Source organism: Pricia sp. (genome assembly GCF_041745955.1).
In the GTDB taxonomy this organism is placed as follows: Bacteria; Bacteroidota; Bacteroidia; order Flavobacteriales; family Flavobacteriaceae; genus Pricia.
Genome location: NZ_JBGTHY010000081.1, coordinates 15,486 through 31,570 on the forward strand (window position 1 = coordinate 15,486; position 16,085 = coordinate 31,570).

Genomic DNA, 16,085 nt, shown 5'->3' on the forward strand with positions numbered 1-16,085 from the left:
GCACCGAACTACAAAACAACGCACTGGTCACAGTCAAAATGCATCGCCTTACCGATTGGATCACTTTGCAAAATAAATATAAATCCCAATTACGATAATACAAACGGTTATCCCCACTTGGTTGACATAACGATACGGCTTAATGTCTACCTGTTTGCTATATTCGAGCACGAAGGGTTCTTTTCTCGGCCAAATTTTACCGATAATTAGCATGATCAACATATTCGCAACGAATAAAATGGCCATCACGTGCAAATAATGGGGATAGGCTTCGGCTTCGACCAGGCCTAATTCGACAGGATCGCTAATACCAGCTGCCTTAGCAGCTTCCAAAGCATTTTCCTTAAGGTTGGGGCCTACTATAAATTGACTGATAATATAAAGTATGGAACCTGAAAAAATACCGATTTTGGCTGCGATGGCGGGCACTCTCTTGGTCAAATACCCTATAACTATAATCGTAAATATGGGAATACTGTAGATACCGTTGATTTCCTGCAAATAGTTGAAAAGGCTTCCAGCATCTTTAATTAGTGGCGCGATAAACATGGCGGCCAAGGCAAGACAAATACCAAAAATCTTCCCGTATTTCACCACGGTTCGCTCAGGAGCTTCCGTATTGATATGCTGCTTGTAAATATCGATTCCGAATAAGGTAACGGAACTGTTGAGCACACTGTTAAACGAGCTCAAGATGGCACCAAAAAGCACCGCGGCAAAAAATCCGACCAAAGGTTTTGGCAATACTGCCCGAACCAATTCCGGATAGGCTAAATCACTGGAAGCCAAGCCGCCCTCAAAATAATAGTAGGCGATCATTCCCGGTAACACCAAGATTAACGGTCCCAAAATCTTCAAAAAAGAAGCCAACAACAGTCCTTTTTGACCCTCCGCCAAGTTTTTGGCACCCAGAGCCCGCTGTATAATTTGTTGGTTGGTACCCCAATAAAAAAGCTGCACCAACATCATTCCAGTGAAAATCGTGGAAAACGGGACCTCCTGTCCGGGATCCCCGGTTGAATCGAACCTTTCCGGATTCGCAGAAATCAGAGTATCCAATCCCTCTAAAACACTCCCGTCACCAATGGCCATAAGTCCAAAAACCGGAATCAAAATTCCCCCGACAATCAATCCGACAGCATTGATACTATCGGAAACCACGACCGCTTTTAATCCTCCAAACACGGCATATATCGAACCTATGATACCGATACCCCATATACAAATGACCAAGGCTGTGTTATCGGAAACATTTAAAAGCGTGGGAACATCGAACATACCGCTGATAGCTACCGACCCCGAATACAGAATAACGGGTAAGAGTACGACGACGTAACCCGTCAAGAACAGCCCCGAAGTAATCGTTTTCGTGGCCACATCGAATCGTTTGGCCAAAAACTGGGGCACCGTCGTAAGACCTTCCTTCAGATACCTCGGCAATAAAAATATGGCAGTGACCACCATGGCGATGGCAGCGAGGGTTTCCCAGGCCATTACCGACAATCCGTCCTTGTAAGCACTGCCATTTAGCCCTACAATTTGCTCGGTGGAGAGATTGGTCAAAAGCAACGAGCCCGCAATGACGCCCGCAGTCAGGCTTCTTCCTCCTAAAAAATAACCATCGGAAGATGTTTCGTCAGTGGTACGTGTCGCGAGATAGGCGATTACGCCAACCAGGACCGTAAAGCCTAGAAAAGAAAGTATGCCTACCATGGGTCGTATTGGTTTGATGTGATTAGCAAGGCTAAATATAGGGGTTGCATCTGGATTTTGGTATAAAATCGGGATGATTTTGTTAAATGGGGCAACACTTTACAAATTATTCTTCTATTGGGTAGGTTGGATACTTGGCTTGGCCTAAATTTGCCTATCGACTGCATCAGCTCGGTCGAAGACCAGAAAAACTTCATCATCTTTAAATACCGTAACTTTTACAACGGAAGTGGCGTTGCTATCGGCGACATCAGTAATGATGGGGAGGCCTAGGATTTATGCATTGGGTCAATGAAAAAAATATACATTCATATAATTACGATCTTACTCCTGACTTCCTGCTCGGAAGAAGGCTCCCTTTTCAAAAATCCATCCTCCGAAAAATCGGGCATATCCTTCGAAAATACCCTTACCGAAACCGACGTCCTCAATATTCTCGATTATCTCTATTTCTACAACGGCGGCGGCGTGGCCATCGGCGACATCAACAATGACAGCCTGCCCGATATTTACTTTTCGGGCAATCAGGTAAAAAATAGACTCTATCTGAACAAAGGCGACCTAAAATTCGAGGATATCACCGAAAAGGCAGGTGTTGCCGGCAATAGTACCTGGAACACCGGTGCGGTCATGGGCGATGTCAATGGAGATGGACTATTGGATATATATGTATGCGCCGTAGTCGGTATCAACGGTTTTAACGGCTACAATGAGCTCTACATCAATAAGGGCGACAGCACCTTTACGGAAAGCGCCGCCCTATACGGACTCGATTTCGATTCCTACAGCTCTAACGCCGCATTTTTAGATTACGACCGCGACGGGGATCTCGATATATACCTGCTCAACCACGCTGTACATACCCAAGAATCGTTCGGAAAGGCTGACCTACGCCATGAAAGAAACTATCAGACCGGCGATAAGCTGCTGCGCAACGATGGCAGTACATTTACCGATGTTAGCGAGCAAGCGGGTATCTTCGGCGGTATAAACGGCTATGGCCTGGGTCTTGCGATTTCCGATTTTAATCAAGATGGCTGGCCCGATATCTATGTGGGCAACGATTTTCATGAAGATGATTATTACTATCTGAACAATGGCGATGCCACTTTTACGGAAAGTGCCGAACAGTTTTTCGGGCATACCTCGCGTTTCTCCATGGGCAACGATGTAGCCGACATCAATCATGACGGTTGGCCAGATCTGATTTCGCTGGACATGCTCCCCCAAGATGAGGCCGTATTAAAATCTTCACAGGGCGACGATAATGTTCAGACCCAAAAACTGCGAACGGAAAGATTCGGCTACCGCTACCAATTTACCCGCAACATGCTCAATATCAACCAACCGAATGCCCCTTTTATGGAAACGGCCCTGCTGAGCGGCGTAGCGGCGACCGACTGGAGCTGGAGCGCCCTTTTCGGCGATTACGACCAAGATGGGGAACAGGATATCTTTATCTCCAACGGCATTCCCAAACGTCCCAATGACCTTGATTACATCAACTTCGTCAGCAGCGACCAGATTCGGGGCAAAATGAACAATACCAAGTTGATGGACCAACAGGCATTGGATAAAATGCCCTCGGGGAAAATCCATAATTATATTTTTAAGGGTGCCGATAACCTAGCTTTCAAGGATGAATCGGGAGAATGGATCGTAAAAGATACCTTGATTTCAGGAGCGACGGCGGTGGGCGATCTCGATAACGACGGCGATTTGGATTTAGTCACCAACAACCTCAACAGTCCCGCCTCGCTTTATATCAACCAAACCGATGATACGTCGAACTATCTAAAATTGCGATTCAAATATTTTAATGGGAATTCGTTCGGGATAGGAACCAAGGTTTTTTCTTATTCGGATGGCAAATTACAGTATCAAGAACTTCATACAGTACGCGGCTTTCAGGCCTCATCAGAGCCTATTGTCCATTTTGGTTATGGGAAAGCCGAGAAAGTTGACTCCCTAAAAATAATCTGGCCTGACGGAAAATATCAGGTTCTACGAAATGTGCCCACGAACCAGACGTTGACAATAGAACCAAAAAACACCAAATCATTCGAGTACAGCTCGTTGATACCGGAATCCGTCCCTCTTTTTGAAAAGGTCGAAGATAATCTAGGTATCGATTTTAGGCATGAAGAGGACAACTATACCGACTTCAACCGGCAGAAATTGATACCCTATCAACTTTCCGACCGAGGACCGGCCACCGCTACAGGGGACTTGAACGGTGACGGCAGGTCCGATATTTTCTTTGGGGGTTCGAAATATTTTCCTTCCAGGATCTATATTCAAACCGACTCGATGTTCTCGGAACACAGCTTTCCGCTAATTACAAAGGATTCCATTAAAGAGGATGTCACCGCAACTATTGCCGATTTTACGGGGGATGGAAAAAACGATTTGATAGTAGGCTCCGGAGGCGGTGATTTTTACAACAAAATGCCTCCCTTATTGGATTCCTTTTATGTTCAAGGGGATGGTATGTTTGTAAATGGGCAGCTTCCCGAAACTTTCGAAAATGCATCCGTTTTGGCACCGAACGATTTTGATGGCGATGGAAATCCAGATGTTTTTGTAGGCAACCATGCGGTTACCAGTGATTTTGGAAAACTTCCGAATTCCTTCCTGCTAAAAAATAAAATGGGCAGCTTTACCATCCTTGAAAATGAAGCCTTGCAAAATTTAGGGATGGTTACCGATGCTATTTGGAACGACTTTGATGGTGACGGATCAGAGGATCTTATCGTTGTCGGCGAATGGATGGCACCCACTTTCCTTAAAAACGAAAATGGAACCTTGTCCCTTTCCGAAGTAATCGATGCCTCGTTAAACGGGCTCTGGCAAAGTATCGCACCCTTCGACATCGATGGCGACGGCGATACCGATTACTTGTTGGGCAACTGGGGATCGAACTCCAAATTTGTGGCTTCCGAAAAATCACCGCTTACCATGTACTATGGCGATTTCGACGGAAACGGACAGACCGAAACGATTACGGCCATCCAAAAAGAAGGAAAATACTACCCATTGGAAAATCTAGACGGATTGGCATCCCAAGTGGTCTCCCTTAAAAAGAAATTCAACACCTATGCCTCATTCGCCGGAAAATCGATGGAAGAAATTTTCGATAAAAAAATCCTTGAAAATGCGGAAGTTCTGGAAGTTCACGAGCTGCGTTCGGGCTTTCTAAGAAACGACAATGGCAGCTTTACCTTCGTTCCCTTTCAAAACGAACTGCAACTTTCACCAATAATGGCATTCATTTTGCATGATTTTGATGGTGACGGAAAAGAAGATGTACTTGCTGCGGGCAACTATTACGGGGTCAAACCCTATCAGGGCCGCTTCGATTCCTTTCCCGGTGCCTTGATTAAAGATGAAAATAATGTAATTTTGGGGTCCCAAATCGGACTAAACCTCAACCAAAAATCGGTACGGCACCTGAATATTATCGACCATAACGACCAAGCCTATTTGTTGGTGACCGTTAATAATGACGTCGCACAGGTTTATAAATTGATTGCCAAGCGGCAAATTCCAAACACGCCTGCCGGTATGGCAGAACCGAAAATAAATACAGAACGATGAAAAAGATAGGGTTTATTCTGATACTGGTTTCTATTGTTGCATCCTGCACCCCAGAGCAAAATGATGAGCCCATAACGGTGACTCCTGCCGACCTCCATGGCTCTATTGATAGGGTAACCGAGATCATGATCCACGATATTTTCTCACCACCGGTGGCCAGCCGTATTTTTGCGTATCCGAATGTCGCCGCCTATGAGATCGTTGCGATGAAAGACGACGGGTATCAATCCTTGGCCGGACAGCTACATGACCTCGCTCCTATTCCGAAACCCGACAGTACAAAAACCATAAATTACGAGCTTTCGGCCCTTGTCGCACACATGGAACTGAGCAAGCGCCTGATTTTTTCGGAGGATAGAATGGAAGCCTATCGCGATAGTCTGTACACTATCTATGAAGGGAAAAACCCGGCCATTTTCAATGCCTCAAAAGAGTATGGCCTAAAAGTCGCCGACCACATCGGTGTATGGATGAATGCGGACAATTATCCACAGACCCGAACCATGCCCAAGTTTACGGTCGATGCCGACAATCCGACCCGTTGGCAGCCGACCCCCCCTGCCTACGCCGATGGCATAGAGCCGCATTGGAGCAAGATCAGGCCTTTCGCCATTGATTCGGCACAGCAGTTCAAACCCGCTCCCCCACCTGAATTCTCCTTGGACGAGAACTCCGATTTTTACAAGGAACTCAAAGAGGTCTACGATATCGGCAATAAGATTGCCGAAGAAGGTGACGCGTCAGAGGAAATTCAAATGGCCAAGTTTTGGGACTGTAACCCGTATGTCTCCGTGACCCGGGGGCATTTGATGTTCGCTACGAAAAAAATTACGCCCGGGGCCCATTGGATCGGTATTACCAAAATCGCCGCCAAAAAAACGGATAGCGATTTCGACAAAACGGTCTATGCCTACACTAAGGCCTCTATTGCGATGGCCGATGCGTTTATCAGTTGCTGGGACGAAAAATATCGGAGCAACCTCATCCGCCCCGAGACCTTGATCAACCAACATATCGACGATAGTTGGCAGCCGGTCTTGCAAACGCCCCCGTTTCCGGAATATACCAGTGGGCATTCCGTGGTTTCTGGTGCGGCATCGGTTGCGTTGACCGATATTTTTGGGGATAATTTTGCTTTTGCCGATGATACCGAAGTCCCGTACGGCTTGCCCATCCGCAGTTTCGATTCATTCCGGCAGGCCGCCGATGAAGCAGCCATTAGCCGCATGTACGGTGGCATCCATTATCGCGCCGCCATTGAGGTAGGGGTGAAACAAGGCAGGGACTTGGGCAGCTTTGTGGTAGGCAAACTGAAGATGAAGACCGGTAAGGGCGAGGTCGCAACGAACTGATTTTCAAAAAATTTAAACTCCCCCAGAAGTTTCGGGCCATTACAAAGGTGAAGGAAAGGGTATGACATACTGTGGGATAAACCATTAAAATATATGGGGAAGAAGCTTGGCCTATTGCTCGGGGCCGTTCTCTTGTGCAGCTTGATATGGTATTTCTTTTTAAAACCCCACGATTATGTCGTCAGGTTCGAGATAAAAGCCCTACCGGGTACCATCAACCAAACGCTAAAGTCTTGGGGCGCTAAGCTTGGTGACGCAGAATTTTTGGGTCAAGACGGCATTTCGGACCTCAAATATCGTATCAAGTTCAACGATTCTACCTATATCTATCACTGGAAACTTCAAGCCGTGAACGATTCCGTTTCAAAGGTAAAGGTCTATGTAACCGATGACGCCCACAGTCTGGCCAACCGCATGGCCATACCCTTTTCGACGACCGATTTTGAGAATCGAACGAAAAAAACCGTAGAAGAATTTGCAAAGGTACTAAAAGAACATCTCGATAGTTTCAAGGCCAGCGTTACCGGCAAAGATACGATACCTGCCAAATATTGTGCATGTGTTGCGCTAAAAGGAACGCAGGGCGACAAAGCGCGCGGCATGATGGAGTATTATTCGCTATTGACCGGCATGATGTCGGAAAAGAATATCGATCTCGATGGCAGGCCTATGATCGAAGTGGAAGATTGGAACATGCAAAACGACAGTCTCACATATAATTTTTGCTTCCCGGTAATCAAGTCGGACAGCCTTCCACAAAGACCAAGTATTTTCTACAAACAGATTGCAAAAAAACCGGCCATCCGAGCCGTCTACAATGGTAACTATATCACTTCCGACACGGCATGGTACGCCTTGCTCGATTATGCGGGGAAAAACAACATTCCCATAGATAAAAAACCTTTGGAAATCTTTCATGCCAATCCCAATATGGGCGGGGATGCGCTGAAATGGCAGGCGGAGATTTTTATGCCCATTAGTGATTGATCAAATCAAAACCCAAACCCCAATCCAAAAGAAAATCGCAACCCGTCTTCACTATTAAAAAGCGCGACACGTGCCGAAAGGATATCGGCAGCGTTGAGGAAAAATCCCCCGCCGTACGAAGTATGCCAGACGTTCGAGCTTTCAGTGGGCAGCCAGACCCTTCCATAATCAAAACCGCCATAAAGACCCATGGTGACAGGTAGCAGTTCGGTACGCATTTCCCGCAGACTGAAACGGATATCGGTACTTTGGTAATAGGCCTTTTTTCCGGTAAACCGTTGGTTCCGGAAACCCCGTAGCCCATCGATACCCCCGATATTGGCAGCCTGATAAAATTCATAACCGTCACCGATGTTGAAATGGGCCTTCCACTTCGAGGCCAAGACCAATCGGCCGTTGGACATCAGCTTATAATCCAAGGAAAACGAGGGAACAACGTAGCCGAAACTGTTGCCATTGCCCGGATTCGTTTTATAACCGAGCTCAAGCGAAGTGGCCATGCCCATGGTCGGGAAGGCCTCATTATCGAAATTGGCGTAGCTGTATTCGGCGTTCACCCCAATGAAACTGTTGCTGCTCTCTTCGCCATTGCCGACATAGAAAGTATTGATAAACCGGTCTTGGGTTTCCTCGACTTCTATCGATTCATAGGTAATTCCGGATTTAAATTGGGCGCCCATTGGCCATCGGTGAATTAGGGACGGGGCCAATCTCAGGGTCCGCAATCGTACCCGGTTATAATCGAAACTTAGATCATCATCGAAATTTTCGGATTCGTTGCCAAAATCAAAAAAGTTGATACTGAAATTCGGACTGGTATACCCTGCGGCCGTCTCGAGGTTCCAGTTTTCGAAAACATGGGCATACTCGCCGCTATAGGCCAATTCAAAACCACTGGTAGCAAAGTAGAAAGCCGCATCGAGTTTGTGCTGTTGTGTGAACGGATTCTTCCTAAAACCCTTGTAGGTATAGGTATCGCTAAAGCCTATTTTTACGCCGTCATCAGGGTTATAACCGATGGTCGGCAAGAGCATATTCCTCGAATTACGCAGTTGCAATGGCAAATAGGTATTGGTATCGTAATCGTCGGTCAACCGTATCTTGGCGCCACCGGTCTTCTTGAAGGTATTTTCCTTTGAGCGATAATCGTAAACGTCAAGGTTGCCACCTTCCCCAAAATCGTAAATATCGTTGTTCTGCCCGCCTATCAACCTCGTTTTTATAGGATTTCGGTGTTCGCCGTGCACCTCAAATCGGTCATCATCATCAAGGCCGTACACCCAAATTTCTTTGGTAACCGACTTGTCAAATTTCTTTTGGAAGTATAGTTTCTTCTTTTCCCCTTTAATATTGCGGAATACCTTTACCTCGGTCTCCTTTGTATTTAGGATGTTGATCTCGAACCAATCATCTTTATCGGTACCAACAACCACGGCGTACTTGTTCAACACCTTATAATAGGTTTCGGCGGTATTTTCCAAATCGGCCGATCGCGCCAGCAATTTCCGTTTAATCTCCGGGATGGTTTCATCCTGCACCTCTTCGGGCATTGCGGACAAGGCCTTGTCAATAGCGTCACCGGTCAGTTTTTCGCGGATGAACCCTGCCTGCTCCTGCCAATCTTCGAGCGTGGTTTCGGTCAACAACGCCATATCGAGCACATAGGTCTTGGGAGAGGAATTGAAGCCTTTTACGTTGCGGATTTCATCGTTAAAACCCTCCATCAGTCGCAATGCGGGAACGACCCGTGTAGCCAATTTCATCAAAAAGCCGTCGCCGTATTTTGAAAACACCATGTCTCGATCCCTTGGTACCGGCTTGTACAGAATCTTACCGGTGTCCTCGTTTTTAAATTCCGCCCAGCGCCATTGGTCTACATGGCGGTCCCAATCACCGATGACCATATCGAAAAGGCGTGCCCGCAGGTATAATTGGGTATCGACAGCGTATTTTTCGTCATCCCGAAGGTCTTCCAGCATGCTGTCCGTACTTTTCAGCTCATCGGAGTATCCAAAACTCTTTAGGCCGTCATGGCCATCGCCGGCATGTTCTTCCAATAGATACAGCTCATCACCGAAGCTCGCGTTAAAATCTTCCAGAGCGGGCTGTTTAGGGATGTAATACAGTTTGGGATTCGTGTGGTAGAGACCCACGGCATCTGAAAGTCCACCGACCGCCAAGGGAGCATAAGGATGGGAACCCGTATAAAAATCGAGCAACAGGCTTTCGGTAAAGGTTTCATCGAAATCGCCGATTACATACTTATCTTGAAAGGCCATGGCCTGTAGATAAATCTCGGCATCCTTTTTTAGGGCACGCATGACATATTCGCTACCGTTCGCATGGCCCAACCGTAATGATTTCGATTGATGGCCGCCCCCTTTATGCAGGGGTTTAAGCCCGCCAAGCAAGGTATCGAGCCTGACGGTCGGGGCGGTCACTTCGGTCGCATAGTATTTTCGGTATCGATCGCCCCATAGAAATTTGAAGAAACCGCTTCTCTTGATTTCTTCCTTGGAATAGATTTCCGATTTGGCGGTCGAGGGAAAGTTATCTGGATAATTTTCTTCGGAAATACCGCGTTCAGGAGGCAGGACTTCCGTAGTGAACATGAAATCTTCGGCTTCGTCATCTTCCTCATTTACCGCGAAAAAATCGACCTGGGAAGATCCATCCGTATAGATTTCCAAAACGGCATAGCCCCTTCTTCCGGTAGAAAACTGGCTACCGTTCAGCAATCGGGTACCGTCCATTTTAGAACCGGCACCGCTAACGATCTGCGGTGTATTATCTTCGACGATGTATTGTAAGGTGTGTTCGTGGCCGGATGCCAAAATGATGTTCTCTGAATATTGGGCCAGGGTAATGAGCCGTTTTTTCAGTTCTATATATCGTCTGTTCTGTTGATCTTCGCTGGAGGCACCGGTCGTTTTACGCAAAATGTCTATTAAGGTGCCTAGCACAGGAACGGGGCCGAAATTTCCCTTGGGATAGAAATTCTGCCTAAACGTAAATTGCCCGCCATGCTGGCCATAACTGAACATGGGGTGGTGCATGGCGATAAGGGTGGTCCGCTGGCGGTTATCCTTAATGGCATCCTCGAGCTCCAACCAAAATCGATCCCGGCTCTTGATATCACAGTTGTCATTGATGTCAGGGCGCTTGTTCCAATTGGTCAGGTACCATTCCGTATCCAGGGCAATGATGGCGATGTCTTCGTTGACCTCGATGGTCTTAATGGGACATCCATCCTCAGGAAAAAAAACTTCTTCACTGTCGAGCGCTTCTTGTATATACTCTTGCTGACGTTTGAGTCCGATTAAGCCTTCGGTATACCAATCGTGGTTTCCAGGAATAAAGAACGGTTTCCCCTTAAAATTCTCCAGTGTTTTGATCTGGGCGTCGATATCGTTTTTCGCCCTGAGAAAAGCTTCCGTAGAATCGACAGGGTCTGGCATGCCCGCCGGATAAATATTATCCCCCAAAAAAATTGCGGTACTGTTCGCGTTCGCACGGTCAAGCTTCCTTTTAAAGAGCTTGAGGGCATCCTTCATACCGCCCATGGGAGATTGTCCCGCATCCCCTACTAAATAAATGGTATGGGAAACGGCTTTGTCATTCGGTGTATCGACCTTGATGGCTCCTTCGGCATATTTGGCTTTATACGTGGCACATCCCGTAAAAACCAATAAAATCCAAATAAATGCAAATAGTTTTTGTTTCATCATACGCTCCGACATCTAAAATTTTGTACTTTGGGATACCTAAAAATGTGAACTCGTTTTGAGCACATCGATTAAACCTAATGTATGTCTGCCCTCATTAAAAAGACCGAAGATTTTGTCACAGATCTGTTATCCAAAGAGCTAGATCCGGAGTATTTGTACCATAATCTCCGACATACCCAAAGAGTCGTCAAAAGTACTAAAGAATTGTTTGGGCACTACGTCCTAAAAGATATAGAAAAGAACGAATTGACGCTTGCCGCATGGTTACACGATACCGGGTATACCCAGGGCCATGAAAACCACGAAGCGGCAAGCTGTATAATCGCGGGCGATTTTTTGGGAAAACAGGGCTGCGAACAAAAAACGATCGAAAATATTCAAGGCCTCATCATGGCCACCCAAAGGGAATATGAGCCCCAAAATCTACAGGAAGAGATCATTCGCGATGCCGATGCCTCGCACTTCGGGTCGGATAGTTATGTAGAAACCTCGGAACTGTTGCGCGAAGAACTCTCAAAACTGGGCATCGCCGAATACACACAAAACGAATGGCGCGATATGAACGTCGAGATGTTTCGTGTTGAGCATCGTTTTTATACCCAATATGCCCGGGACAACTGGCAAGCCGGAAAAGACGAAAATTTACAGAACTTGGTCCAGAGCAAGCAAAAAATCGAAAAGCGGGCCAAGCGGGAAGAGATGAAGGCGCAGTACAAGAACAAGTACAAAGATCGGAGTCCCGAACGGGCCATACAGACCATGTACCGTACCAGTATGCGCAACCATTTGAAATTAAGCGACATAGCGGATACAAAAGCGAACATACTGCTTTCGGTCAACGCGATTATCATCTCTTTGGTACTGGCAAACCTCATACCAAAACTGGACAACCCTTCAAATGACTATCTTATATATCCGGCCGCTATTTTTGTGCTGTTCAGTATTGCCTCGATGATTATGTCGGTGACCGCTACACGGCCCAATGTGACCAGTGGAGAATTCACGAAAGAAGATGTCAAAGCAAAAAAAGTGAACCTCATCTTTTTCGGTAATTTCCATAAAATGAAACTGGAAGATTACGAATGGGCCATGCAGGAATTGGTAAAAGATCAGGGCTATATCTATGACACCATGTCTAAAGATCTTTATTTTTTGGGAGTGGTATTGAACCGAAAATATGCGCTTTTACGATGGACCTACACTATATTCATGATCGGAATGGTACTATCGGTCATCGCCTTTTTTGTGGCGCTGAAGTTTTACGGGCCCGAGCGGATTATCGATTTACCGAACTGACAAGTTCAAGCTGAAGTAAATTCAGGGTACAATTGCAACTTCGAAGCTGTTCAAACCGCTAAACCCATAAATTTATTTTTCTATCCTTCCAATTCCGCCATAAGGTCGTCGTAAGTGTAGGTTTTTTCCGAGGATGCATCGCCATCGGACTTGTAAAGAATATCGGCGCGGATGGCCTTGAGTCCAGCAACGCCCTGCACCCCTTGCAACTCTACGATTTCGACCTTGCCCGTAAAATAGCCTTTCGATTTTAGAAATTTTATATACCGTAGATATTCCAGCTCATCCTTTTTTTGGGAATAGACAATGACCATTTTGCCGGGCTGGGTAAGCCGTTCGCTAGAACCTTTGACAAATGATTTATCGATACGTTTCTTAATAACTTCGTAGCGCGCATTGTAGGTGCCGTCTACATCGAACCGCTTTTCGTCCATTCGAAAACGGATGGAGAGCGAGGTGTTGTATACCAATATAAGCGATGCTACATCGAGAGGCACCTGAAGCTTGGGTTTGAGCTTGTAATGGGTGTTCTCCATCTCGCACATGACCTGCAATTGCCACAACCGAAGATTGTTCAAATAAACCGGGTCAAAGCTGTCATTATCGACAATAGAATCACCGATGTACATGTTATGCTCGACCCCGTCGGTCTTGTACCTTTCGAAATAATGGGGGAACATCGCTTGGGCGGTTACCTGCCTTTTATCGATCAGGGCGGCCAACTTTTTGTTGACCAACATTACGCTTTCGTCATAATTTCTTCGATGGTCGTAATACGAATCGGTACCCATATCGATCGAGGCCTCGTAGGAAACCACTAAATCTTTCAGCCCGCTGTCCGACTTCTTGAAATGGTTAAAAACCGGATGGATCTCGTCAAGCAGAAAGTTAAAAATAGCTTGCTCGCTGCTGGTATCAATACTCTCCTTAATACCTTCGATGTGGTCGTTGACCCTAAAAATCAGCTCTTCGTAAACCGGTAACCGACCTTTCTCCCATGCCGCGGTCAGTATTTTGTTCACCTCGGAAAGTTGGATCATCAGGTCACGCTGCACGGCAAGGTTTCTAGCCTGGGAGGAATCTTTGATATCGATTTGCCCATATAACGGATATACGTCATTAAAAACAATTTCAGTGAATGTTGGCTGGCCACCTTCGAGCTCGTCTTTGATAAAGCGCTGGGCCTCTTCCTCAAAACGCCAGTATACTGATTCGTGCACCGAGGTACATTCATTTTGGATAATGGCATCGATTCGGTTTTCTTCCTCGGCCTTCGATCGTATAACAGCCGATACGATAAAAGGCATAACGCCTTCCAGTTTATTTGCATTTACGCTATTCAGGGCGTTTACCTCGGAGGATACCAGCTCTAACACTCCCAATAATCTACCATCATCGGCAATCGGGGCAAAAATGGCGCTTTTTATTCCTTGATCCTTTAGGTTTTTGTAGGGTTGTATTCCGTTGGACATTTTATAGTTCCTGTCGACATCCGAAATAGCGAAATAATCGTTATCGTTCAATAATTTTTCGTAGGATTTCTGGCAAAGTGCTTCCGTACAGGGCTCCACATCTTTATCCTGTAGGATAAAACTCTGCATTCCGGCACCGCATATCCGTTCGAACCTGTTTTTCTTCGGATCGTACTCCACAAAGCCGGCCCTTATCGAAGGAAGGTTGAAAAACGATTTGAACGTCTCCAAAAGATTTTCCATAAAATTGTTACCCTCCCTGCGATTATTGGAGATAAGGCTCGATTTTATTTCGGATATGGAGTGTTCAACGGTAACATCGAACATATTGGAGATTACGAAACCCTTGGCTATAAAACTATGGGGCGGGATTTTATCCTTCCACAGTGCGACATCGTTGAAATTATCCAATAGTTCGTCGACATCGGCCTGGGTCAGTTGCTTCGATTTTTCAGTTGGAAGTATCTCCATAAAATCGGCGTTATACAGAATCCGGTAATGCCTCATTACCCCATTGGCATCGGGAATGTCATAGAACAAGGGCCGTTTGAAATCAAAATGAAATCCATAATGGGAATTCAAGATGACCGTGCAGGCAACAATATACATTTGGCCTTCTGGCATATTGCGCATTTCGGGAACGAAGCCGTCTCCCCGTGCATTCGCCAGTATCTTCTTGAACCGTGCCGAAGCATTGAAAATAATATCGTCGAAAGGAAGCGACGCCGCTTTTATCTCGTTGTCGGTGAGGACATTTGAAAACACGTCGTGCAGCACGATTTCGATGATTTCTTTATGCTTGTTCAACAGAGAAACATCCCCAAATCCCTCCCGAAGTTCAGGATACGGGGCCTGTGCCTTCAAGATCCAATCGGCCTTGGTCTTCAAAAAATCATCGTCGCTTTGCGCCATGGCATCGTAACGCCGCAACAATTTGTCGAAACTGATGACCTGAAGTAAAGGGGATTCTTTTTCGCTTTTGGGTATCATAGTGGTACTAAGTCGTAAAATTGGACATAAAGTTACAAAAGAATATGATAGGAGTTGATGCTGGATGCTCGGTGCATCATGCAAATAAACCTACCAATCCAAACTACCTATACATTTTTCATTCATTACCTTAGTAAACTTGTAATAACTTAAGAAATGTCATCGAACTTCCGCTTGTCACGTGCCTTTAAAAATGCCAAAAGGATAGCTTTTGACGATAGCTCGAAGTTTATCCTTTTCAGTGACTGTCACAGGGGTGACAACAGTTTTGCAGATGATTTTGCGAACAATCGCAATATCTATCACCATGCTCTCAGCTTTTATTACAAAAACGGATTTCAATACTGCGAGATAGGCGATGGCGACGAACTTTGGGAAAACATCCATTTTGAATCGATTTTCGAGGCGCATAAGAATGTCTACGGGCTGCTTCGCAAATTCCACCTTGAAAATCGATTACAAATGATCTGGGGCAACCACGATATGGTCTACAAAGATGACGACTACGTAAAAAACCATCTCAGTAGCTATTTTGAGCCTATCGACGGCGAATCGAAAAAGCTTTTGGAGGGCATAACCTACAACGAGGCCATCGTTTTGAAGCACGAAAAAACGCATCAGGAAATACTTCTCGTACATGGCCATCAAGCCGACTGGTGGAACTATACGTTTTGGCGTTGGGGCCGGTTCTTGGTGCGGGTACTTTGGAAACCCCTTCAAGTATGGGGCATAGCCGACCCCACGAACCCCGCCAAGAACTATAAGGAACTGATCAAAATAGAGCGGCGGATCAAGAACTGGATCGTGCAAAATGACGAGTTGATAATGGTCACCGGCCATACGCACCGTCCCCGTTTTCCCGAACCGGGTGATATTCCCTTTTTTAATGATGGAAGTTGCGTACATCCCCGAAGTATAACGGGCATCGAAATCGAAGAGGGAAAAATTTC

Annotated in this window: 9 protein-coding genes; 6 read left to right on the plus strand and 3 right to left on the minus strand. The window is 46.0% G+C overall.

Annotated elements, in window-relative coordinates; translation table 11 throughout:
• Positions 1-60 precede the first annotated feature (60 nt).
• Positions 61-1,713, minus strand: coding sequence for a solute:sodium symporter family transporter (locus tag ACEW8S_RS02750; RefSeq protein WP_373516655.1), 1,653 nt, complete (start codon positions 1,711-1,713; stop codon positions 61-63).
• Between the two features lie 150 nt (positions 1,714-1,863).
• Between ACEW8S_RS02750 and ACEW8S_RS02755 the strand changes: the two genes are divergently transcribed.
• The 4 genes from ACEW8S_RS02755 to ACEW8S_RS02770 all read left to right on the plus strand — a co-directional run bounded on the left by ACEW8S_RS02755 (position 1,864) and on the right by ACEW8S_RS02770 (position 7,649).
• Positions 1,864-1,986 carry a hypothetical protein gene (locus ACEW8S_RS02755; RefSeq protein ID WP_373516656.1) on the plus strand — a complete coding sequence of 41 codons (123 nt, stop codon included), beginning with the start codon at positions 1,864-1,866 and terminating at the stop codon, positions 1,984-1,986.
• A gap of 18 nt (positions 1,987-2,004) precedes the next feature.
• Entirely contained in the window at positions 2,005-5,310 is a 3,306-nt protein-coding gene (locus ACEW8S_RS02760) for an FG-GAP-like repeat-containing protein (protein ID WP_373516657.1), read from the plus strand.
• Entirely contained in the window at positions 5,307-6,662 is a 1,356-nt protein-coding gene (locus tag ACEW8S_RS02765; RefSeq protein WP_373516658.1) for a vanadium-dependent haloperoxidase, read from the plus strand. The genes ACEW8S_RS02760 and ACEW8S_RS02765 overlap by 4 nt, the downstream gene beginning before the upstream one ends.
• 93 nt (positions 6,663-6,755) lie before the next feature.
• Entirely contained in the window at positions 6,756-7,649 is an 894-nt protein-coding gene (locus ACEW8S_RS02770) for an AraC family transcriptional regulator (RefSeq protein WP_373516659.1), read from the plus strand.
• A gap of 5 nt (positions 7,650-7,654) precedes the next feature.
• On the opposite strand, the gene ACEW8S_RS02775 is transcribed toward ACEW8S_RS02770, so the two are convergent.
• On the minus strand, positions 7,655-11,377 hold the full coding sequence (locus ACEW8S_RS02775) for a metallophosphoesterase (RefSeq protein WP_373516660.1): 3,723 nt from the start codon (positions 11,375-11,377) through the stop codon (positions 7,655-7,657).
• An 81-nt stretch (positions 11,378-11,458) separates the two neighbouring features.
• Here ACEW8S_RS02775 and ACEW8S_RS02780 point away from each other — a divergent pair, with 81 nt between their 5' ends.
• A complete protein-coding gene (locus ACEW8S_RS02780; RefSeq protein ID WP_373516661.1) occupies positions 11,459-12,673 on the plus strand; it encodes a Pycsar system effector family protein in 1,215 nt (404 codons plus the stop codon).
• 80 nt (positions 12,674-12,753) lie between these two features.
• Here the strand turns inward: ACEW8S_RS02780 and ACEW8S_RS02785 are convergent, their stop codons facing one another.
• Complete coding sequence (locus ACEW8S_RS02785) at positions 12,754-15,135, minus strand: GAF domain-containing protein (RefSeq protein WP_373516662.1); 2,382 nt, start codon at positions 15,133-15,135, stop codon at positions 12,754-12,756.
• Between the two features lie 156 nt (positions 15,136-15,291).
• Here ACEW8S_RS02785 and ACEW8S_RS02790 point away from each other — a divergent pair.
• The coding region (locus tag ACEW8S_RS02790) for a serine/threonine protein phosphatase (protein ID WP_373516663.1) at positions 15,292-16,085 on the plus strand (794 nt) is incomplete at its 3' end.